The 22,099-nt window shown below is 49.6% G+C and carries 21 protein-coding genes; 11 read left to right on the forward strand and 10 right to left on the reverse strand.

What is annotated here, in order from left to right; translation table 11 throughout:
* Window positions 1–76 precede the first annotated feature (76 nt).
* Entirely contained in the window at window positions 77–337 is a 261-nt protein-coding gene (locus AC56AD_RS11890) for a NifU family protein (protein ID WP_012509025.1), read from the forward strand.
* Window positions 338–345: 8 nt separating this feature from the next.
* On the opposite strand, the gene AC56AD_RS11895 is transcribed toward AC56AD_RS11890, so the two are convergent.
* The 8 genes from AC56AD_RS11895 to uvrB form a co-directional block, all read right to left on the reverse strand.
* Window positions 346–2,823, reverse strand: coding sequence for a DNA translocase FtsK (locus tag AC56AD_RS11895; protein ID WP_012509026.1), 2,478 nt, complete (start codon window positions 2,821–2,823; stop codon window positions 346–348).
* Between the two features lie 43 nt (window positions 2,824–2,866).
* The gene (gene gcvT / locus AC56AD_RS11900) at window positions 2,867–3,964 is read right to left on the reverse strand and encodes a glycine cleavage system aminomethyltransferase GcvT (protein WP_012509027.1); all 1,098 of its coding nucleotides are present in this window, start codon (window positions 3,962–3,964) and stop codon (window positions 2,867–2,869) included.
* 240 nt (window positions 3,965–4,204) lie between these two features.
* On the reverse strand, window positions 4,205–4,531 hold the full coding sequence (locus AC56AD_RS11905; RefSeq protein WP_012509028.1) for a putative signal transducing protein: 327 nt from the start codon (window positions 4,529–4,531) through the stop codon (window positions 4,205–4,207).
* A gap of 68 nt (window positions 4,532–4,599) precedes the next feature.
* Window positions 4,600–5,244 carry a TPM domain-containing protein gene (locus AC56AD_RS11910; RefSeq protein WP_012509029.1) on the reverse strand — a complete coding sequence of 215 codons (645 nt, stop codon included), beginning with the start codon at window positions 5,242–5,244 and terminating at the stop codon, window positions 4,600–4,602.
* 26 nt (window positions 5,245–5,270) lie between these two features.
* Window positions 5,271–5,999 (reverse strand): TPM domain-containing protein, encoded by a 729-nt coding sequence (locus AC56AD_RS11915; RefSeq protein ID WP_223293910.1) that lies wholly within the window; start codon window positions 5,997–5,999, stop codon window positions 5,271–5,273.
* A 26-nt stretch (window positions 6,000–6,025) separates the two neighbouring features.
* On the reverse strand, window positions 6,026–6,613 hold the full coding sequence (locus tag AC56AD_RS11920) for a LemA family protein (protein WP_041526547.1): 588 nt from the start codon (window positions 6,611–6,613) through the stop codon (window positions 6,026–6,028).
* A 187-nt stretch (window positions 6,614–6,800) separates the two neighbouring features.
* Window positions 6,801–8,999, reverse strand: a complete 2,199-nt coding sequence (locus tag AC56AD_RS11925; RefSeq protein ID WP_012509031.1) for a RelA/SpoT family protein — start codon at window positions 8,997–8,999, stop codon at window positions 6,801–6,803.
* A gap of 112 nt (window positions 9,000–9,111) precedes the next feature.
* Window positions 9,112–11,166, reverse strand: coding sequence for an excinuclease ABC subunit UvrB (uvrB, locus tag AC56AD_RS11930; protein ID WP_041526873.1), 2,055 nt, complete (start codon window positions 11,164–11,166; stop codon window positions 9,112–9,114).
* Window positions 11,167–11,440: 274 nt separating this feature from the next.
* Here uvrB and AC56AD_RS11935 point away from each other — a divergent pair, with 274 nt between their 5' ends.
* The 7 genes from AC56AD_RS11935 (at window position 11,441) to AC56AD_RS11965 (ending at window position 18,262) form a co-directional block, all read left to right on the forward strand.
* On the forward strand, window positions 11,441–14,386 hold the full coding sequence (locus AC56AD_RS11935) for a M16 family metallopeptidase (protein ID WP_012509034.1): 2,946 nt from the start codon (window positions 11,441–11,443) through the stop codon (window positions 14,384–14,386).
* Window positions 14,387–14,422: 36 nt separating this feature from the next.
* Entirely contained in the window at window positions 14,423–15,502 is a 1,080-nt protein-coding gene (gene lptG / locus AC56AD_RS11940; protein ID WP_012509035.1) for an LPS export ABC transporter permease LptG, read from the forward strand.
* A 5-nt stretch (window positions 15,503–15,507) separates the two neighbouring features.
* The gene (locus tag AC56AD_RS11945; RefSeq protein ID WP_012509036.1) at window positions 15,508–16,332 is read left to right on the forward strand and encodes an SAM hydrolase/SAM-dependent halogenase family protein; all 825 of its coding nucleotides are present in this window, start codon (window positions 15,508–15,510) and stop codon (window positions 16,330–16,332) included.
* An 81-nt stretch (window positions 16,333–16,413) separates the two neighbouring features.
* Window positions 16,414–17,172, forward strand: a complete 759-nt coding sequence (locus AC56AD_RS11950; protein WP_012509037.1) for an MJ1433 family protein — start codon at window positions 16,414–16,416, stop codon at window positions 17,170–17,172.
* A 105-nt stretch (window positions 17,173–17,277) separates the two neighbouring features.
* Window positions 17,278–17,490, forward strand: a complete 213-nt coding sequence (locus AC56AD_RS11955; RefSeq protein ID WP_150085699.1) for a hypothetical protein — start codon at window positions 17,278–17,280, stop codon at window positions 17,488–17,490.
* A 142-nt stretch (window positions 17,491–17,632) separates the two neighbouring features.
* Window positions 17,633–17,764, forward strand: coding sequence for a hypothetical protein (locus AC56AD_RS11960; RefSeq protein ID WP_263053209.1), 132 nt, complete (start codon window positions 17,633–17,635; stop codon window positions 17,762–17,764).
* 264 nt (window positions 17,765–18,028) lie between these two features.
* Window positions 18,029–18,262 carry an addiction module protein gene (locus tag AC56AD_RS11965; protein ID WP_012509038.1) on the forward strand — a complete coding sequence of 78 codons (234 nt, stop codon included), beginning with the start codon at window positions 18,029–18,031 and terminating at the stop codon, window positions 18,260–18,262.
* 456 nt (window positions 18,263–18,718) lie between these two features.
* Here AC56AD_RS11965 and AC56AD_RS11970 read toward each other — a convergent pair whose 3' ends face one another.
* The gene (locus AC56AD_RS11970; RefSeq protein WP_273278436.1) at window positions 18,719–18,955 is read right to left on the reverse strand and encodes a hypothetical protein; all 237 of its coding nucleotides are present in this window, start codon (window positions 18,953–18,955) and stop codon (window positions 18,719–18,721) included.
* Between the two features lie 349 nt (window positions 18,956–19,304).
* Here AC56AD_RS11970 and AC56AD_RS11975 point away from each other — a divergent pair, with 349 nt between their 5' ends.
* From AC56AD_RS11975 to AC56AD_RS11985, 3 genes are read left to right on the forward strand one after another with little or no spacing between them, the layout of a single operon-like run.
* Window positions 19,305–19,571, forward strand: coding sequence for a DUF4160 domain-containing protein (locus AC56AD_RS11975; protein ID WP_012509040.1), 267 nt, complete (start codon window positions 19,305–19,307; stop codon window positions 19,569–19,571).
* 10 nt (window positions 19,572–19,581) lie between these two features.
* Window positions 19,582–19,824: a DUF2442 domain-containing protein gene (locus tag AC56AD_RS11980; protein WP_012509041.1), complete on the forward strand. Its 243-nt coding sequence runs from the start codon at window positions 19,582–19,584 to the stop codon at window positions 19,822–19,824.
* 55 nt (window positions 19,825–19,879) lie between these two features.
* Window positions 19,880–20,620 (forward strand): hypothetical protein, encoded by a 741-nt coding sequence (locus AC56AD_RS11985; RefSeq protein WP_012509042.1) that lies wholly within the window; start codon window positions 19,880–19,882, stop codon window positions 20,618–20,620.
* A gap of 164 nt (window positions 20,621–20,784) precedes the next feature.
* On the opposite strand, the gene AC56AD_RS11990 is transcribed toward AC56AD_RS11985, so the two are convergent.
* Window positions 20,785–22,086, reverse strand: a complete 1,302-nt coding sequence (locus AC56AD_RS11990) for a formylglycine-generating enzyme family protein (protein WP_012509043.1) — start codon at window positions 22,084–22,086, stop codon at window positions 20,785–20,787.
* Window positions 22,087–22,099: the final 13 nt, after the last annotated feature.

Here is a 22,099-nt window from a genome sequence, read left to right on the forward strand (position 1 = left end):
CGCAAGAGGTTTGATATTAGATTTCGTAAAGATGATAACGGCCCTTTTTTTCACTCAATTGTAAACCAATTATACCATGAGCTCCACCAAGGATTACCTTCCAAACAGCGATGCGCTTTACGACAGGGTTATTGCAGCACTTGAAACCGTACGTCCCTATCTGCAGGTTGACGGAGGAGATTGCCAGATTGTCGGCATTACCAAAGATATGACCGTTGATGTAAAACTGCTTGGCGCATGTGGTTCATGCCCCATGAGCACCCTTACCCTGCGTGCCGGTGTCGAACAAGCTATCAAAAAAGCAGTTCCGGAAATTGTACGCGTTGAATCAGTGTAACAAACTCATCAGTCAAGATTACGCAATAAAAGTTCCAGGGAGTCTTCATTCTGAATGAGGACTTCTCTGGCTTTACTTCCGTCTGCCTCACTGACAATCCCGCTGAATTCAAGCTGATCCATCACTCGCCCTGCGCGGCTGAATCCCAATCTGAGACGCCTTTGCAGCAGCGATACACTCGCCTGCTGGTGCGTCACCACAAGCCTTGCCGCCTCCTCAAACATACTGTCCTTGCCATCTTTTTCCTGATACCCCGATGATGATATCCCGTTACCTTTGTTGATATCAGGGGAGGGAAGCACATACATGTTCTTCAGCGCATGTTGTGAACCGATAAAGGAGGTAATCTCTTCAACCTCACCCGACGAGACGTAAGGCCCCTGAATACGCATCGATTTTGGCTGATTGGATGGCTGATAAAGCATGTCGCCATTACCAAGAAGCTGTTCAGCCCCTGAGCCATCGAGAATGGTGCGTGAATCAACCCTGCTTGCCACCTGAAAAGCGATCCTGGCAGGAAAGTTTGCCTTGATGATACCGGTAATGACATCGACCGATGGCCTCTGAGTCGCCACAATCAGATGAATACCGACGGCACGGGCAAGCTGGGCTATCCTGATGATGGGCTCTTCAACTTCCCGTCCTGCCGTTATCATGAGATCGGCAAGCTCATCAATGACCACAACAATGTAGGGCAGAGCCTCCTCGGGGATACGGCGATTATGGTCTCCAATATTGCGAACACCTGCTTTTTCAAGGGTCTCGTAACGGATCTCCATCTCTTTGACAACACACTTCAGCGCATAGACCGCCTTCTGGGGATCCGTGATAATCTGCTCCTCAATGCCGGGAAAACGCATGAGAAAATGGTTTTTCAGATGCTGATACTGAAATAGCTCAACCCGTTTTGGATCGATCAGCACAAATTTGACCTTGTCGGGACTGCAGGCATAGAGCAGGCTTGAGATAATGACATTGATGCAGACCGACTTTCCGGCTCCGGTAGCGCCAGCAATCAGGAGATGCGGCATGGTGGCAAGATCGGCAATATAGACCTCATTGGCGATAGTTTTACCGAGCACAATCGGCAGCATCATGGTGCTGTTCTTGAATTTTTCAACCTGCAGCACCGACCGGAGCCAGACCGTTTTCGGCTTGCCGTTGGGAATCTCCACACCAACAGCATTCTTTCCCGGAATCGGTGCAATAATCCGGATACCTCTTGCCGACAGCGCCATGGCAAGGTCATTTTCAAGGGATTTGACCCGACTGACCTTGACATCCGGTTCAAGTTCGAGTTCAAAAAGGGTCACACGAGGCCCAACCGTTGTTGAAATCCTCTTCACCTCAATCTTGTAGATCTTGAGTTTCTCAAGCAGTTTCCGCTTGCTTTCGTCGAGATGCTGCTGATCGATCTGATCATTGTCATCGGGGACTTTTTCCAGCAAGTCGATCGACGGGAAACGATAAGGCTCCCTGTCCTTGGTCTGCACTTTCAGACGACGCTCATCAAGATCAGCCTCTTTTTCACGGACAGCCTGGTGAATGATCATCTCCGGCTCTCCGGGAATCTTCGACTGCAGCGCCAATGGAGTTCTCTCAGCAGCAGAGGGCTCCGGCAAAGGAGGTTCCGGCAGCAAAAGCTCTTCCTGAAACACCGGGGTAACCAGTGGAACAGCAGAGGCTGATACAAAAGGTTCGGATTCAGGCTCCTGCTTCAGTGTCTGTTTTTTCAACTCCTCTTTTTTCTGAGCCTCCTTTTTCAGTGCAAGCTTTCTCTTTTCCTCTCTTTTCTCCTCTCTCTTTTTCTCTTTCAGCTTCTGCAGTTCAGCCTTTTTCTTACGCTTCTCAGCACGCTTTGCCCTGAAAGCAGCAAACGACCTGACACTGCTTTTGACGGCAGCGAGCACCAGCCTCATACCTTCAGCCAGCGCAGTCTGCCCCATGTAGAGAGTCAAAACCAGAGCAATAACGGAGAGAAGAACAAGCGCTGCGGTAAAACCAATCACGACAGAAAGAAACTCCGCAAGCATCCGCCCGATTGCTCCAGCCATCATATCGCTGAACGGCGCAGAGGTAAGGCCGAACATCGTTGCGATATCAAGTGAAAAGGCGAGGCTGTAGAGAGAAAAAAGAATGGCTGGTTTCAGGCTTTTCGCCCGCAGAAGCAACCATCCCCATAAAAAAATGGCTGTTAACGGTAGAATTACCGAATAGCCAAGAAATGAACGGATAAAGAACGCGGAGATCCTTGCTCCGAATAATCCGAATGGATTGTGAATGCTTTCAGCCACATCTCTGGCAGATCTACTGAAAATATCGTGCCATGCAAGGGTACCAAAACTTGCCTCATCATCCGGATGAAAACTCAGAAGGGCCGCAATCAAAAAGAGAGCCAGCAACATAAGTACCAGACCGCCGATCTCTTTTTGCAGCGCCTTCATGTCGAGAGGAGTCCCCTTGACACCTTTGTTGTTATTTTTCATTTTCACCTGTGCAGTCACTCCTGTAATACCTATGGGGTTGCATTCAACTCAAAGAGGTTGTAACAAACGGCAACCTCCTGATCACACCCGTATGAAGGCTTCCGCGAACCTCAACCAGAATTGGAGTACCCGGCTTCAGGTACTCACGCACCACATTGCAGGTACCAACCGGCTCCTGGAGTGTCGGCGAAAGTGTCCCGCTGCAAACCCAGCCAATCTCCTGGCGGTCACTGTTGTAAAGCTTGAAATGCTGGCGGGGAAGAACGCGGCCATCAAGGCTGAAACCAGCAACTCCCCGCTTCAGATTACCTTCAACCTGCTGGCACGCCTCCTTGCCCATAAAATGTCCTTTACCCATTTTTACCACCCATTTCAAACGCGCTTCAAGCGGGTTCGTATCCTGGTCAATCTCGTGGCCATACAGTGAGTACCCCATCTCAAGGCGGAGTGTGTCGCGTGCACCCAGTCCTATGGGCTGAATGCCGCTCTCTTTACCCGCTTCAAACAGCGCCTCCCATAACGGCAGAGCCATCGCATTCGGCAAACAGATCTCAACTCCCTTCTCACCCGTATAACCTGTTCCGGCAATCATCACCTCCGTTCCCTGGAACAGAACCTTACAGAAGCGGAATGCCCCAAGCGCAGGAACATCAAGCGCAGGAAAGACCGTTGCAAGAATATTCAGGGCAAGCGGACCCTGCAGGGCAATCAAAGAAAGTTGATCGGTATGATCCTCAAGCACAACCCCTTCAAATGCTGCGATATGCTGCTGCAGCCATTCAAAATCTTTTTGGGCATTACTTGCATTGACAATAAGAAAAAACGTTTCGCTGTCGATGCGGTAGATAATCAGGTCATCAACAATGCCGCCATGAGGATAGAGCATGAGATTGTACTGCGCCTGACCATCCTCCGCGTTGTCGAGGTCGTTGGTCGTCATGTACTGAAGAAACTCTTTTGCCCGTGCACCCCTGACATAAAAGTTGCCCATATGCGACACATCAAAAAGCCCGGCCGCACTGCGGACAGCATGATGCTCAGCAATAATTCCCCTGTATTGTACCGGCATCAGGTAACCACCGAAATCGATAATTTTAGCTCCGGCTTCTTCATGCCAGGAGTACAATGCTGTTTTTTTCATAACGACCCTTCACGAAAGTTATTGAGTGGAGTTACAACTGACTGTAAAAAAACATTTAAACAGGAAAATCAAAGCTTTTTTTCCAATGGGCTGAATTTTCCATTGCAGATCAGCTCCATGCGCTCACCCGTCACAGCCAATATAAGAATACTGATTTCTTGCAGAAGAGGTTGGAAAAACATTTTTTAGCAGCAATGCTGAATAGATATCGGATTACATGATGTTCAACCCAACGGGCTGTCATGTTTCGTAACGTTGTTTCCCGCACTGCCAGCATGAACTGAACTGACCTTCAATCGTTTCGCCACAATCCGGACAAACCCATTGACTGAGAGTTTCAGCCTGAGAACTTCGCCAAGCCTCTATCAACTCAAGGGCTTTGGGGTAGTCCGCATCATTGAAAATCCAGAGTGCCGGGAGGCACTCCTGAGGCGAAAGTTCACCCACTGCAATAAAAAGATGTTCATTGCGGATGACACAGGCTACCTCTTCCTTTTCGAGCAGGCTCTTCAGCACATAAACCTCGCCCGATTCGCTCATCGTATTTGGTGCAAACAAGTATTTCATAGGTTACTCCCCAAGGATTACAATACCTGAAGTAATCCTCAGCCCAATACACTTGTTGTTTCGGTACTTCACTTACCCCGGCCAATAATCACCTCATTGCCAAGCTCATTACGATCTCCGGCTTTCAGGGGAAAATGGGCGGCAAGAATTGCAGCGCACCGGTCAACGGCTCCCGCTATTGCTGCGGCCTGGGCCTTGCTTTTGATCCCTCCAACAATGGTATCGACAATCTCCTGCCAGACCGCCTTGTCAACTTTGGCATTAATGCCTTTATCGGCAATCACACGAACATGATGCTCAAACAGTGAAATATAGATGAGAATGCCGGTATGATCAACGGTCTGGTTAATATCCTTCTGATAAAAGGCGTTGATGGCAGCCTCTTCGACCTCCTCCTTCATATCCGATGCCGTGACAAAGAGACGTTTGAGAAGAGGAATTCGTTTGAGCAGTTCGTGAAGCACGATAAACGAAAGGCCAAAGAGTTCAAGAAAAAACCACATACTCTCGTGCCCGGTAAAAAAGGCCACGGCAACACCAAGGAGTATCGCCAGAAGCGAACTGCCGATCATGCTTGCAAGAGGATAGTGATAACTTGACGGAACGACCATAACCACAATTTCACCTGAGGTGCGCATTTCAGCTTCCGCTATTCGCGCCTCAATCTGAAGCCGTTCTGCCGCTGCAAGAAATTTTTCTGCCGGATCTTTCATAAGCTGTTCTCTTTTTTTCACTGCTTCTACCAATCACCTGACGCTCCACCGCCGCCGAAACCACCGCCGCCGCCGCCAAAGCCACCTCCACCGCTTCCACCACCAAAGCCGCCACCATAGAAGCCACCACCAAGACCGCCGTTTGCCATTGGGCCGCCTCTGTGGCCACGAAAAATCTGGCTGATCAGATATATAAGAAAGAGAATACTGAAGAGGAGGGGAAATGAAGTTTTATCCTTTTTCTTCACTGGCTTTGCCTTGTACTCTCCATGAACAGCCGCAATAATGGCATCGACCCCTCGGGTAAATCCGGCATCGAACTGCCTGGACTTGAAGGCTGGAACAATCTCGTCATTGATAATTCGTCCTGCAAGAAGATCGGTCAACCTTCCCTCCAAACCATAGCCAACCTCAATGCGCACCTTTCGATCATCGCGTGAAACAATGAGTAGTACACCGTTGTCGGTACCCTTCTGGCCAATCTTCCATGCCTCGACCGCCCGTATCGAAAAATTTTCGATGGGGTCGCCCTGAAGCGATGGAATGGTCAGAATAACAATCTGCGTTGACTCGGCAGCCTCAAACTGCTGAAGCTTTGCTTCAAGCTCCGCCTTTACCGGTGCGGAGATCATGGAGCCATAATCGTTGACCCGTCCTGAAAGAGCCGGCACCTGAATTGCCGTATGGCCGTTGAGCGGCACAAACTGAATCAGTGCAACCATCAAAAAGAGCAGAACCCTCAGAACGGATCTCATGAATTGATTCATAACAGTTAACAGAATCAGAATTTAACAGCAGGCACCGCTTTGGCAGCTTCATCGGCCTTGAAGTACTCCTTGGCTTTCAGCTTCAGCGCCAGACTGTTGGTCAACGAGTTCGGAAACTTCCTTATCGAGAAGTTGAACACTTCTACCGCCCCGTTATAACGCTGACGGGCAACGCTGATACGGTTTTCGGTTCCCTCAAGCTGATTCTGAAGATCGCGGAAGTTCTGGTTAGCCTTGAGTTCAGGATACCGCTCTACCGCCACCAGCAGACGCGACAGGCTTGAGGAGAGACCACCCTGGGCGCTGGTGAATTTTGCCATCGCCGCCGGATCGCTGAGCATAGCGGGAGTAAGCTGAATCGAACTCGCTTTTGCCCTCGCTTCCACCACTGCCGTCAGGGTCTCCTTTTCAAAATTTGCTGCTCCCTTGACCGTTGCTACAAGATTTGGCACCAGATCACCCCTGCGCTGCAACTGGGACTCAAGATCACCCCATGCGCGGTTTACAGCCTCTTCATTCTGCTGAATGGTGTTGTACCCGCACCCGGAAAGGGTACTGAAAAAAAGAAACAGTGCAATAAGCCTTGCCATGGTCACCTTCATAATGTTCTCCTTGATGTTTGTTCTGTCAGTTTAAATAAATGCAAAAAAAATATACCATCTTTCCGTTTTCGATTGTCATCCGCTCCCCCCCCTCTGCAGCACTTTCCCCAGGCAGCCAATCTGGGGAGCCGGGGACTGGAACATCTTATCCAAGATGAAGTTCCAGTGCCATACTCCTCCAAACCTTTCAGCTTACAAGCCGTTCGACCGTAAATATTCCCTGCACCTTTTTCAGTTTGTCCATAAGGGTATTCAGTTTTTCCGCATTGCGAACGTAGATCATCATGGTACCGACAAACATCCCGTCATGCGCGTTCAGCGAAATGGTACGGATATTGGTATCGAATTTTGAGATGACCGTTGTAAGCTGATTCATGATGCCGAGACGGTCTTCTCCAACAATCTTGATACCGGCAAGAAAATCGGTCTCAACTTTTCTGTTCCACGAAACCGAGACAATGCGCTCGCTTTTCAGCAGATTCTCATTACTGACATTGACGCAGTTTTTACGATGTATCTTGACCCCCTCAGCGGTAACAAAGCCGATCACCTCATCACCGGGAACAGGCTGGCAGCAATTCGCATAGGCATAGGCGATATTGTTCATACCTGCAATAACAACATCGTCCTTTTTAGCCGGAACACCCTCCGCATCCAGTTCGTGACGCGCTTTCTGCAGATAATCTTCAACCTCACGCGCCTCTTCAGTGAGTGTTTTTGCTGTCGGCTCCTCCTTGCGGGAATTGTTGGCCCGCTCAATAACCTCTTCACCATTGATCTGCTGGCTCGCAAGAGCGCTGAAGAAATCTGCTGGCGTTTTAAGGCCATACCCTTTAACATGCTGGATGATGTCGCTGTCCGATAAAAGCTTTTTGGTACCAGCAACCATCTTCTCCCACATACCCCGCCCTTTCTCGACCTGCAGACGGCGCTCCTCATTGATGGCTGAACGTATCTTCAGCTTGGCCCGCTGGGTTATGACCACCTTAAGCCAGTCAGGTTTCGGCTTCTGGTTTTTCGAGGTGATAATTTCGACCCGATCACCCGATTTAAGCTGCGCATTCAAGCGAACGATCTTGCCATTCACCTTGGCCCCGATACAGCCGTTGCCAACCTCCGTATGAATGGCATAGGCAAAATCGATCGGTGTAGCCCCCGCAGGCATGGTTTTCATATCTCCTTTCGGAGTAAAAACATAGATTTCGTCGTGGTAGAGGTTAAGTTTGAACCCCTCCATAAAAGAGGCCGCCGAATCAGCATCCTTGATCAGCTCTCTGGCCCAGCGAAGAAACGAATCGATGTTGACATCATCGCGCGATATCTTCTCCTTGTATCGCCAGTGAGCCGCAACGCCGAGTTCTGCAAACTCATGCATACGCTTCGTGCGAATCTGCAACTCAACCATATGACCCTTCGGGCCGATAATGGCCGAATGAAGGGACTGGTATCCGTTATGCTTCGGTACCGAGATATAGTCCTTGAAATACTGCGGAACCGGAGGATATTGCTGTGTAATAAAACCGTAAACCGAAAAGCAGTCAGCGATACGCTCGGTATCAATAATCACCCTGATACCATAGAGATCATGAATATCTTCAAAGCTCTTGTTCTTGTTGCGCATCTTGTTGTAGATCGAAAAGAGATGCTTTGCCCGTCCCTGCACCTCCACCTTGAACTCCTGCTGCTCAAGATCATCTTTGATGGGAGCAATCATCTTTCCGAGATAGTTGACCCGGTCACCTTTACCCATACGGATTTTCTGCTGGAGAAATTCGTACATCTCCGGATCGATGAATCGGAGGGCAAGGTTTTCAAACTCGACCTTCATCTTTCCAAGACCAAAGCGGTGCGCAAGAGGTGCATATATGTCCCGCGTTTCAAGCGCAATCTTCAACCGTCTGTGCTCAGGAAGCGATTCAAGTGTTCTCATGTTGTGCAGCCGATCGCAGAACTTGATCAGAATAACGCGGATATCCTTGACCATCGAGAGCAGCATCTTGCGAAAGCCCTCTGCCTGGGTCGTCTCCCGGTTGATCATGATACCGGAAATCTTGGTCAGCCCTTCAACAATATCAGCAACTTCAACGCCCAGCTCAGCAACAATATCCTCATAGGTATAGCCGCTGTCTTCAATGACATCATGCAATAAGGCTGCCGCTACAGAGACGCCATCAAGAGGAAGTTCCTTGAGCAGAATGGTGGCAACTTCAACAGGATGGTAGAAAAAGGGTTCACCTGAAGCCCGTTTTTCTCCCTCGTGTGCCCGATAGCACATAAAAAAAGCACGCTGAATCAGCGATTCATCAAAATTTTTGAGATTCTTGCGAGAAAGCTGAAGTATCTCGTGAAGCTTTTTGTAATGATCTTTCCCTATCTGTGCTAACATTGCAGATGAACTCTGGTGAACAACATATGAAAAAGGTAACGGACGACAACCGATGCACTATTATATAATGTATTTATGCATAACAACACAAACAGCAGCACCCCGGAAAAAATTATTCTCCTGCCGGTAATCGCTCCAGAGCCTGTTCCAGCTTTGTGATTTCATCACGCAGATAAGCTGCCTTTTCATACTCCATCTGAACAGCAGCTTCCTGCATTTCAAGGCGGAGTTCCGCTGCGAGGGCATAACCCGCTTCAGGAGTCAGTGTATCAATATGACCGGAAAGCACCCTCTCAGGTTTCGGCTCAAGACCGAAGCGCTTTCTCCGGTAACGCTCCTCGGCATCAGCCACACCGGTGGTGTCGAGAATCTGGTCAACCGATTTGATGATTGAACGGGGAGTAATGCCGTGCTCTTCGTTGTAGCGTTGCTGGATGGTACGACGCCGGGCAGTTTCATCAAGCACTTCACGAATGGAACGGGTTACCACATCGGCATAGAGCACAACCAGACCATCAACGTTGCGGGCGGCCCTGCCTGCGATCTGCATAAGCGAACGGGTATTGCGCAAAAAGCCCTCCTTGTCGGCATCAAGAATCGCAACAAGAGAAACTTCCGGAAGATCAAGCCCTTCACGAAGAAGGTTGACCCCGACAAGCACGTCAATGTCCCCTACCCTGAGCTCACGAAGAATCTGCATCCGCTCCAGACTCTTGATCTCCGAATGCAGATAACGCGAACGAATACCTGTCTTTCTGAAAAAGTCATGCAGATCTTCCGACATTCTTTTGGTCAGCGTCATGACCAGAACCTTATTGCCCTTGGCGGTATGAATACGGATTTCGGCCAGAAGGTTGTCGATCTGGCCTGTAACAGGACGAACCTCCACCGGAGGATCAAGCAGACCGGTAGGACGGACAAGCTGCTCCACCACCACACCACCCGAGCGCAGCAGTTCATGTTCACTCGGAGTAGCGCTGACACAGATAACCTGCGACGCCATCTCCTCAAACTCCTCGAAACGCAGCGGACGATTATCGAGAGCGGAAGGCAACCGGAAACCATGCTCAACCAAAATGGTTTTACGGGAACGGTCTCCCCCATACATCCCCCGTATCTGCGGCAGCGTCACATGGGATTCATCAATGATGACCAGAAAGTCCGAAGGAAAATAGTCAAGCAGACAACAGGGGCGCTCACCGGGAGGGCGAGCCGAAAGATGCCTTGAATAATTTTCAATACCGGAACAGTAGCCAAGCTCCTTCATCATCTCAAGGTCATAACGGGTACGTTCTTCAATCCTGCGAGCCTCAAGAAGACGATTTTCAGAACGAAAATAGTTCAGCCTCTCGGCAAGCTCATTTTCAATAGCGAGCATGGCAACCTTAAGCTTCTCCTCGTCAGCAACAAACTGGCGGGCCGGATAGATGAAGGCATAATCCTCAACCCCAAGCACCTCTCCGCTATGAATATCAAAGGTCTGAATACTTTCAATCTCGGAGCCAAAAAACTCGATGCGCAGAGCAAGCTCCTCATGTGCAGGGACAAGATCGATAATATCCCCCCTCACACGAAACTTCCCCGAACTCGGCTGCACATCATCACGAATGTAATGGAGAGAAATCAGCTCCTTCAAAAAAAGATCCCGATCCTTCTCCATTCCGGAACGCAGTTCCACAATCTGCGCTTTCCAGTCTTCAGGAGAGCCCAGACCATAAATACAACTGACAGAACTCACCACAATCACATCCTTCCTGCCACTGAGCAGGGAGCTGGTCGCCTTGAGCCGAAGCCGTTCAATTTCGTCGTTGATACGCAGATCTTTGGCGATATACTTGTCGAGAGAGGGGAGATAGGCTTCAGGCTGATAAAAATCGTAATAACTGATAAAATACTCGACCGCATTGTCGGGGAAAAACTGTTTGAGTTCCCCATACAACTGGGCAGCAAGCGTCTTGTTATGGCTCATCACCAGAACCGGCCTGTCGAAACGGGCAATAACGTTCGAAATGGTAAAGGTCTTGCCCGAGCCAGTGACACCAAGCAACGTCTGGTAGGGGTTCCCCGACCTTACACCGTCGCAAAGCGCCTCGATGGCTTTCGGCTGATCGCCGGCAGGACTGTAAGGACTGACAATTTTATATATTCCGCTTCCGTTCACCTCCATAAACAACTCTCCAAACTTGATAATTATTTTCACTCCTTCCATTGCAGCAACTAAAAGAACTATTTATGCTATTTGTTAGTTCTTCCACAATGATTATCTACCGTAATAGCTAATGGACTTCCCTCTTGTACAAGCCCCTCTTGAACAACAGGCCTTTCAGGGGATTTTACAGCTCTCGTACACCCTTAGCCTGCGTGGACTGTTTATTTTCAGAAAGGCGGGTGAAGGCGGTTGCAATTATCCGCTTTAAATACCATTATTATCTTTATTTCTGATGACCGATACCTACACGACCGCCATAAAACGCCGTATCCCCATATTCACCATCGGGATACTTTTTTTGCATCTAATTTCCTGTAAGCCCATGATCAACGAAGAGAGACCCTATCCATACACAACCGTTCCCGGAGACTCACTCCACACCAGAATCTACACGCTCAAAAACGGCCTGACCGTCTACATGAGCCCTTACCTCGACGAACCAAGAATATACACCTCCATTGCAGTCCGCGCAGGAAGCAAGAATGACCCCGCAGAGACAACCGGTCTTGCGCACTATCTCGAGCATATGCTCTTCAAGGGGACCGATTCAATCGGCTCGCTTGACTATGAAAAAGAGCATGTCGAGCTTGAAAAAATTTCCGAACTCTACGAACAATACCGAACAACAACAGACACGGAAAAACGCGCCGCAATCTACAAGGATATCGACAGCATCTCCAACGTTGCCGCAAGCTATACGGTGCCTAATGAATATGACAAAATTTTAAACTCCATCGGCGCCCAGGGCACCAATGCCTACACCTGGGTCGAACAGACCGTCTATGTCAACGACATCCCGTCGAACAAACTTGACCAGTGGCTTACCATGGAGGCGGAACGGTTCCGCAATCCGGTCATGAGACTGTTTCATACCGAACTCGAAACCGTCTATGAAGAGAAAAACATGACCATGGACAGTGACAGCCGGAAAATATGGGAAAATCTCTTTGCCGGACTCTTCAAAAAACACACCTATGGCACCCAGACCACCATCGGCAAAGCGGAGCATCTGAAAAATCCCTCCATAAAGAACGTCATCAACTACTACCGGACTTACTATGTGCCAAACAACATGGCGCTCTGCATCGCCGGTGATTTTGATCCGGATGCAACCATAAAACTGATCGATCAGAAATTTTCAGTCCTGCAACCCAAAGAGGTTCCGCACTTTACACCCGCAGTGGAAGAGGCAATAACGGAGCCCTCCATCATCAAGGTAAAAGGGCCGGAATCGGAAGAGCTGGTCATCGGATTCCGGTTCGATGGAATCAACAGTTCCGAAGCCGATTACCTCACCCTTGCCGACAAGGTGTTGTTCAACCAGACTGCCGGACTGATTGATCTGAACCTGAACCAGCAGCAGAAAGTACTCGATGCCGGTTCAATGCTCGTCATGATGAAAGATTATTCCACCCATATTCTGAGTGGAAAACCAAGAGAGGGGCAGAGCCTTGAACAGGTAAAGGAGATGCTGCTCGCACAGCTTGAACTGCTCAAAGAGGGGAAATTTCCCGACTGGCTGCTTGAAGCTGCAATCAATGACCTGAAAATTGAACAACTGAAACTCTACGAAAGCAACCGCGGTCGTGTTGAAGCCTATGTTGACGCCTTTGTCTGGGGTATGACCTGGCCCGACCACGTCAGCCAGATAGAACGGCTCGAAAAAATCACCAAAAAAGAGCTTGTCGACTTTGTCCGCAACCATTACAGCTCGAACTATATCGCCGTTTTCAAGGAGCATGGCACCCCGAAAAGCGAAACAAAAATCCAGAAACCACCGATCACACCCCTGAAAGTTAATCGGGACACCTCATCGCAATTTGCCGAGAAACTGCTGGCCCTGAAATCAGAAAAAACCGAGCCACTCTTTCTCGACTATAAAAAAGATATTGGCTTCTTTGATGTCAATCCTTCCATCAAACTGCACTATCTGCAGAACAAGGAAAACGAGCTTTTCTCGCTCTATTATGTCTTCGACATAGGAAAAAACAACAGCAAAAAGATCGAACTCGCACTCGACTACCTCTCCTATCTCGGCACCTCAAAACTCACGCCAAAAGAGTTCAGCCAGGAGCTCTATAAAATCGGTGCAAGCTTCTCGGCATTTACCTCCGACGACTACGTCTACCTGAAGCTCTCCGGACTGGAAAAGAACTCCGCTGCAGCCATTCGACTGCTTGAAAATCTTCTCGTTGATGCCAGACCCGACCAGGAGGCGCTTGAAAAGCTCAAAGAGGGCACACTCAAAGAGCGTACCGACGCCAAGCTCTCCAAAAAGAAGATCCTCTTTGAGGCCATGACCAGTTATGGCAAATACGGTCCATCCTCTCCTTTCACCAACATCCTGAGCAACAAGGAACTTGAGCAGGTCACTTCACAAGAGCTGCTGGGAGAGGTGCACGATCTGTTGCAATACCGCCATCGGGTACTTTATTACGGCCCAGCCTCTTCACAAGAGGTGCTCAGCGAACTGCGCTCCGTACGCCATTACCCCGAATCAATGAAGACCCCGCCGGTCGCCGACCTGTTCCGTGATCTCGAACAGCAGAGCAATCTCGTCTATGTCGTCGATTACGATATGACCCAGGCAGAGGTTATCCTTTTAACAAGAGATGAGTTGTACAACCCATCCATTCTCCCCCTCTCCACCCTCTTCAACGAATATTATGGTGGAGGAATGTCATCGGTGGTTTTCCAGGAGCTGCGCGAAGCCAAAGCGCTCGCCTACTCGGTCTTTTCCGTCTACAAAACACCGAAACAGAAGGACGAGCATAACTACATTGTCAGCTATATCGGCACCCAGGCCGACAAGCTCCCCGAAGCGCTCGACGGCATCAGCATCCTGATGAACAAGCTGCCGAAATCACCCGAACTCTTTGCATCGGCATTGAACGGCATTCAGCAGAAAATTTCAACCGAACGGCTGACAAGAACAGAGATCCTCTTCAATTACGAAGAGGCCGTACGACTCGGGCACGACCATGATATCAGAACAGACATCTACCGCGAAACAGCCCGGATGAGCCTCGCCGATATCGAACAATTTCACAGTGCCCATTTCAGAAACCAAAAACATGTCATGCTGGTGCTTGGCAAGAAAAAAGATCTTGACATGACAACCCTGAAAAAATACGGAACGGTAAAAGAGCTGACGCTGAAAGATATTTTCGGCTATTAACAGCTTTGCAGCAACCACCCGACAGGGTTTTTGACTATGAAAATTCTTAACAAGTATATACTGGGGCAGTTTGCAAAGGCATTTCTTTTTACATCAATAGCCTTTGCCTGCCTCTTTATTCTCATCAACATGGTTGAAAAACTGGATGAGTTCATCGACAAGAAGCTTGGCCTGTGGCAGATTGTCCATTATTACCTGCTCTCAATACCCTCCATTCTTCTGGTCGTCTCTCCCGTGAGCGCTCTGCTCTCCTCAATCCTTGTCGCAGGGAAGCTCTCCTTTTCAGGTGAACTTCCGGCAATACGCTCCGCCGGTGTCAGTATGCGCCAACTGCTGACACCCTTTATAACCGGAGGAGTGCTGATTCTGCTCTTCAATCTTCTCAATGCAGGATGGATCTCCCCATCAACATTTGCCGAAAAGAACCATTTTGAACAGCGCTATTTGAAAAGAAATCCAGCCCAGCCCCAGGAAAACCGCAACATCCACATCCTCGAACCGGGAAACCGTATGCTCTCCATTGGAACCCTTGATCCTGACCAGGCAGAAATCAGCGCCGTCTCCATCGAGGAGTTCAGCGGCGCACGCCTCAAATCCCGAACCGATGCCGACAGTATGCGCTACAACCAGAAAACAGGCGAATGGATACTGCTGAATGCCGCAAAACGCAGTTTCACCGGAAAAGATGAAACCTTTCATCTCACCCCTGTAACATCAGTAAAACTTGCCCTTTCGCCCCGCTCTCTGTCGGAACTCAACCTCCAGCCGGATGAAATGAACCTCATCCGCCACTACCGCTACCTCACAGAAAAAGAGGGAGCCGGTTTCGCCGGACTGGAACGATCGACAGTAAAATTTCACAACAAAATCGCACTCCCCTTCGCCTCGCTCATCATCATCCTCATCGGAGTCCCCCTTTCCGCGAAAAAAAAACGGGGCGGACTCGCATCTGAAATAAGCATCACCCTTTTTGCAGGATTTCTCTTTATGGGAGTGCAAAAGACCATCGCCATCGCCGGATACCAGGGAATGATCAACCCCATGCTCGCCGCATGGCTGCCAAATATCCTCTTTTTGGGCATCGGCTACGCCATCTATAAAACCGCTATCGACTGAACCTCATGCAGACCGGACACCCCCCTGTCATCGTCCTGATGACCGATTTCGGCCTCGCCGACACCTATATCGGCCAAATGAAAGGTGTCATCCTCTCCCTTGCGCCATCAGCACAGATTATCGACCTCACCCACGCCATAAGCGCCCAGAACATTGCGCAAGGCGCCTTCCAGCTCGGCAAGTCAGCCCCCTTTTTCCCTGAAGGAGCAATCTTTGTCGCAGTCGTCGATCCGGGAGTCGGCACCTCACGCAAGGCAATTGCCGTACAATGCGGAAAACAGAGCTTTCTTGCCCCCGACAACGGCCTGCTCACCGCCCTCTTCCAGACCGGGAAGGTCACTCAATGTGTCACCATCACCAATGAACGCTATATGCTTCCTTCCCGCAGCTCAACCTTTCATGGGCGCGACATATTTTCACCAGCAGCCGCACATCTCGCCTCCGGCGTTGCGCTCCGGGAGCTTGGCTCAAAGATGGAGCTGGCGGAATGCACCAAAATCCCGTTACCGGGATGCGAAAGCGGAGACAACGGCGCATCATGGGAGGGAACAATCATCTGCACCGACCACTTCGGCAACCTCATAACCTCACTCGACGCGGAAGTGCTTGACCGCTCAAAAGAGTGGCTGATAGGCGCCGGAAACCATCAACTGCCCATCTGCCGCACCTATGGAGAAGTTGCCGACCAGCAGCCACTCGCCTATACCGGAAGCAGCGGCATGATCGAAATCGCCATCAGAAACGGCAACGCAGCAGAGAGACTCGGGCTGAGGGATGGAGATGCGGTGAGGGCTTCCGCAGCATCCTCCATGCCATTCTCTCCTCGGTGAACGGTAAACTGTTTTTGCCTGTTTGGTTAGGGTGCACGGGTATTTCAGGTTGTTTGGTCAGGATTAACATAACGGCTCTTCATGTTACAAAAACTGTTTATGAACAAGGTGTGGACGGTCTTCACCCTCTTCACCATTTCGCTGGCCCTGTATGGTATTGACTTCAGCATTTACGGCAACCTGAGGGAGATATCAGCCAGCTTTCTCGGCAATCTCGCCTTCCTGCCCATATACATCATCGTCGTCACGCTCCTCTTCGAAAGGGTGCTTCGGGAAAGAGAGCGCAAATCGGTCATGAGAAAACTGAACATGGTCATCGGCGTCTTTTTCAGTGAATTCGGCAACCACCTGCTGAAAGAGCTGTCGGTACACGTAGTCGAAAGCGAAGAGCTGAAACAGCGCCTGCATATGAACGGATCATGGAAAAAACAGGATTTTGACGAGGCGCTCGACTATCTGCGCCAAAACAACCAGAAGATCAGCATCGACAGCGACGCCCTCCCCAGCCTGAAACAGTTCATGACCGGAAAACGAAGCTTCCTTTTGAGCCTGCTGGAAAACCAGAATCTGCTTGAGCATGAAAATTTTACCGACCTGCTTTGGGCAGCGTTTCATATCACGGAAGAGCTTGAGGCCCGCAAATCGTTCGATCGTATTCCTCCAAGCGACAAAGAGCACATCAATGGCGACATAAGACGCGTTTTCGGTCATCTGATCAGGGAATGGATCCTCTATATGCAGCATCTCAAGGAAGACTACCCCTATCTTTTCTCTCTGGCCGTTCGTCTCAATCCCATGATAGACTCGCCGGATCCGGTGGTGTATTCCGAACACTCCTGAAGAGGTATAACAACTGTAGCCCGGTACGGCTCCATCCTGCTTGCATAAGCTCAGAAAAAGAGTCCAGAATCACAACCGAATAAAATCGAATCACAAGGAACACCTATGACTACATCAAGTACACAAGCACCGCTTTCAGCTCAGCAGCAACAAGCTCAAAATCCGGCTCCAAACCCAACACCAACAGCATTGGCAACACAACCCGTTGTGGTACAACAGGTTCGACCACCGTTTCCGACACGCAAAATTATTTGCGATTCTGTTGTAAAACCTACAACGCCAAGTGCTAAAATATTGAATGAGGAAAACAAGAGATGATGTTGGGTCTACCAACGCACTATGTCATGGTATTAACATCGGCGGTGAGTACCTGCCTGTGAGATAATTATCCGCAGGAACAGGTAACCGCAGAACACTCCTGACGTACGATTTCTCACCAGTACGCATTGATGAAGTAATTGTGGAGAGCACAACCGGATGGGCAGGAAACGTGAAACGCCAGCGACACATCGGCGATTTCACCCAATGGAAACAGCACGACGCCTACCAGGCAGCATTCGACCGCCTCTTGCGGGATTTGAAAGCTGTGTAATGTCTCTGATAACTTACACTTGTGAGAGCTGTCCACTGATACCCACCTTTACACAATGCACTTGTTTTATGCCGAGCTGGAGCCCGGTGTCCACAGGGGTGCGGGATTTGAGAGCTGGATAAATGCCCATATTTCATCAGTTCTGACCTTTTCTGCAGCGGCACTGTTTTTTATGTTTTGCTGAATTATCTGTACCGGTTTCGTACTTTTCGGGATAAGTTAACCTCGCAAGTGTTTCATAAAAAGTAGAATACCTTATCCAACATGAGCACAATTTCTATTGCCGACATTCTTGAGCTTCCAGTGCAAGAGCGCATTCGTCTCGTTGAGCTGATCTGGGATAGCGTTGCTGCACTGCCTGAAGCAGTGGAAATCTCGCCTGCGCTCAAGGCTGAGCTTGAAGTACGCCTTGCGGAGTTCGAAGCAAACCCTGAAGCTGGCTATTCCTGGGATCAAGTGAAGTCACATCTTAAAGAGGGTTCATGGCGTACCGTCTGAAATTCTCTGCACGAGCTTTGCGTGAAACTGGCGAAGCTCAAGAGTGGTATGAATTGCAGAGCCCCGGCCTTGGTGCTGAATTTATGGCCGGGAGTTACAGCTAAAACGGCTTGAGCAAGCTCCGTTACTTTATTCCGAAGTTATCCCAAATGTCCGCTGCGCTCTCCTTCCCCGATTTCCTTACGGTTTATTTTATGTAGTGTAGAGTAATTTTGTGCATATTTTGGCAGTGTTACATGATGCTCGAAATCCGGGTTGTTGGCCTCAAAAACGGTAGCCATCAGCCATGATTATCATTCGTTCTTTTCGGAAATTATTTCGTTGTTGATGATCTCATGAATGTTGATAACACCTATAACCCCATACGCCTTAACCCTGCTGAAGCGCCTGCGGGATGATACTGGTCATCCAGATGGTTAAACCAAACGCGCAGTAATCACATTTTTAGAATCCACATTATTCCAAATTCAAACGTTGTTCCGCTTCGCCCTGTGGAGCTCGTTCAAGCGGCTCACCTTTCCATGCTCCCGCAGTATGCTCAAAAAGCTCTGATGCCCGCCCAGCTCCATATCGCCCGCGTACAAATAACAAGAAATCCAATACCTCTTGAGCTAATGATTCTGTAAGAAGCTCGGCTTCATGTCTCAGTTTTTCGATAACGGTCACCCGCGCCACATCGGCGATTTCACCCAATGGAAACAGCACGACGCCTGTCAGGCAGCATTCGACAGCCTCTTGCGGGATTTGAAGGCTTGACAGAGGATCATTTCGTTAATACCACCGATATGATCCCGTTGGATGAATAATAAAATGAATAATCCGGAGCAAGCATGACGAAGCTTCTGCTTTTTACTCATCCCGGAACACTTCGTTTCCAGGAGTCGAGGGTAAACCCATGGCGGCAAGGCCAATGCTCATATACTTGTTGACAGGGCTAACCGGGAACATCGGAGCCGTGTATGCAAAAACAATCACAGGAAAACGTACATTTCCGATATAATAATTGCCCTGTTCAATGAACCGATAATCAACAAGAGGTGCTATGCCAACAATAGCAATGTTCTATGGAATTATTATCAGAATGTATTGCTCACCGGGTGAGCATAATCCTCCTCATATCCACGCTTATTATCAGGAATTCAAGGCGATTATTGATATAAAAAACTGTGAATTGTCGGAGGGCAAGCTGCCGTCAAAACAACTGAAGCTTGCTTTGGCTTGGGCCGAAATTCATAAAGAAGAACTGTTGGCAGATTGGGAGCTGGCTTCGAATGGCGAGCTTCCGTTTCCCATCAAACCGTTACAATAAGGAGATTGTCATGTACCCTTCAGTGATAAGCGTAAGTCCGTTAAACGATTACAAGTTGTTGCTTGTGTTTGAAACCAGTGAAAAAAGAATTTTTGATGTAGCTCCCTACCTCAATACCGGTAAATTTGCAGAACTGCGAAACCCATCGGTATTTCATACGGTAACGGTCAAGTTCGACACGATAGAGTGGTCAAACCAGTTGGATATCGATCCGGAATTTTTGTACGAAAAAAGCGTAAAAGCTGAAGCCTGACATCTGGTTCTTTACGGATACCCCAAGAAGCAATAAACTCAAAACAGGTGGCCCGATGAAGAAAAACCGTTTGTTTCAGGCGAAGAGGTTCACTCTTTTTCTGCTTGTATCCTACCTCTTTTCAGCCTGTGTTGCCCAGAGTCCGGCGCTTGAGCAGGCTGACCTGCAGAAGGCATACCAGAGCGCCATCGTTGATGCGGAAAGAGCCGATCCATCAGAGATATCGAACAATCTGGTTGCGATTGTTCCCTCAAACGAGAGGCTGATATGGAAGAACAGGGATGATGCCAAAAATGCCATGCTGCTTGTTGTCACCTGGACAAACTATAACGGCTATGACAGTATCGTCGGGCAATCGCTCAATCTGTCGAGAGAGGTTTGGGTTACAACCGCGCCGGAGGTGAAGAATTTTTGTAAGGGGCTGAAAGAGAACCGGTCGTTGCGACTGGAGCAGCTTTTGGGGCTTCCACCGAGGGCGGGCAAAACGAGGTTTGTGGAGATGTGGGTCAAGCCGGGCGATCTTTTCAGGCCGAGCGCCGACCCGGAGATCAGTGACCGTGAAGCGGAAACAGAGTTCAGGACATCCAATAAATTTGTGACGGTGAGTGCCGACTATGTCAAGTGGTACAATGAGTTGAAGATGCAATCATACGGAACCAACGGCTATCCGTGGACCAGACTGGGTTATACCTATGACTGGGGAGATCGCCGCCGTCACATCGGGTTAAGTGAATTTGTGATCATGCCGGGCGCCACCGTCGAGATCAATGCGGTTGCACCAACGTCTGACTATTAACGAAATTATGCTCCAATCGTCGGCCCACCTGCGGTGGGCGATTCTGTAGTCGGTTGTTACCAGAACATTTTGGCGTGCGGCGGTTCGTCCCTCACCCCCGCTCACCAAAATGTTGGTACTGCCCTCTCGCTCACAAAGCAAAGACGGAATGAGCTGCCAACTGACTACGGGACGAAAACCGGGCGGAAGCCCACGAAGTTGCTCCGGCCGCCGGGGGTGTAGCCGCGCCGAGACGCCGACCGACAGTACTCGGCATCGTAGTTCCAGCTCCCGCCACGAAGAACACGGTTCGAACCGGTTTCAGGCGCTGGCCCACCGGGGTTTTCAACAAGCCCTTTTGCCTTGCATTCGTCATAGTATGTACCGCTATAGACATCATCGCACCACTCCCAGACATTGCCGTGCATATTGTACAGGCCCCAAGCATTGGGCTCAAAACTCTCTACCGCAACCGTCCTGGCGCGGTATTGGCCTTTCCGGTTCTTGTTGTAGGGATAGTTACCGTCATAGTTGGCCTGTGCTGTTGTGATATTTCCACCCGTATTGAACGCTGTTCTGCTTCCTGCTCGGCAGGCATATTCCCACTCTGCCTCGGTTGGCAGACGATACCACTTGCCTGTTTTTTCGGAGAGCCATCGGCAATATTCAACGGCATCATTCCAGCTCACATGCACCACCGGATGGTTCTCCTCACTTTTGGTGCGTACCTTGCCAGAGACTCCATGACGCCAATTCACCCCTTTTGTGAGTACGGCTTCGCTTCCATTCCAAACATAGCTATCCCCCGCTTTTTCTGCATCTGTCCGATAGCCTGATTCAGCGATAAAGCGTCTGAACTCGGCAACGGTCACCTCATATTTGCTCATATAAAAGTCATTCACTTTTACCTGATGCTGCGTTTCATCGCTCTCGTGGCCAACTTCCGTTTCAGGGCTCCCCATGGTAAATTCACTTCCGCGTATCAGCACAAAATTGGCTGGCGACTGCATGGAGGAGAGGCCCGGGAATGCTGCGCTGAATACCGTAAGCCCGCCAAAGCAGATTCCCGTAAAGCAGAAAAGGCTGGCGGCTAACAACCTGCGCCGTTTGGAGCGGGCGCTGGCCAGGTAGAGCGCTTCGACATTTACGGGTTTGGTGCCTGCGGCACTGCTTTTCGCTGCTGTATTGCGCTTGCCTTTGCCGGAGAGCAGGGCAAGGAGGCTCAATATGAGGGAGAGAAACCAGCTCAAAAATGCCAATCCCATGAGCCAGATGCCACTGGTGGATGCTTCCGTTCCTTCCGCACCTGAAAAAAACTTTAAACCAAGAGCATAGAGCACTGGCACAACGAAGCTGAGCGTGAGGATCACCCGTGCCAGTTTGTCGAGCTGTTTGGGCTGCTCAATGAGATCTGAAACAAAGGCTTTTTCAAGCTCTTCGTCACGGTTTGACCGGGAAGCGGTTTGCTGCGGGGTAGAGTCATCCATATTCAGTTCCGGT

The sequence above is a fragment of the Pelodictyon clathratiforme genome (genome assembly GCF_982375515.1).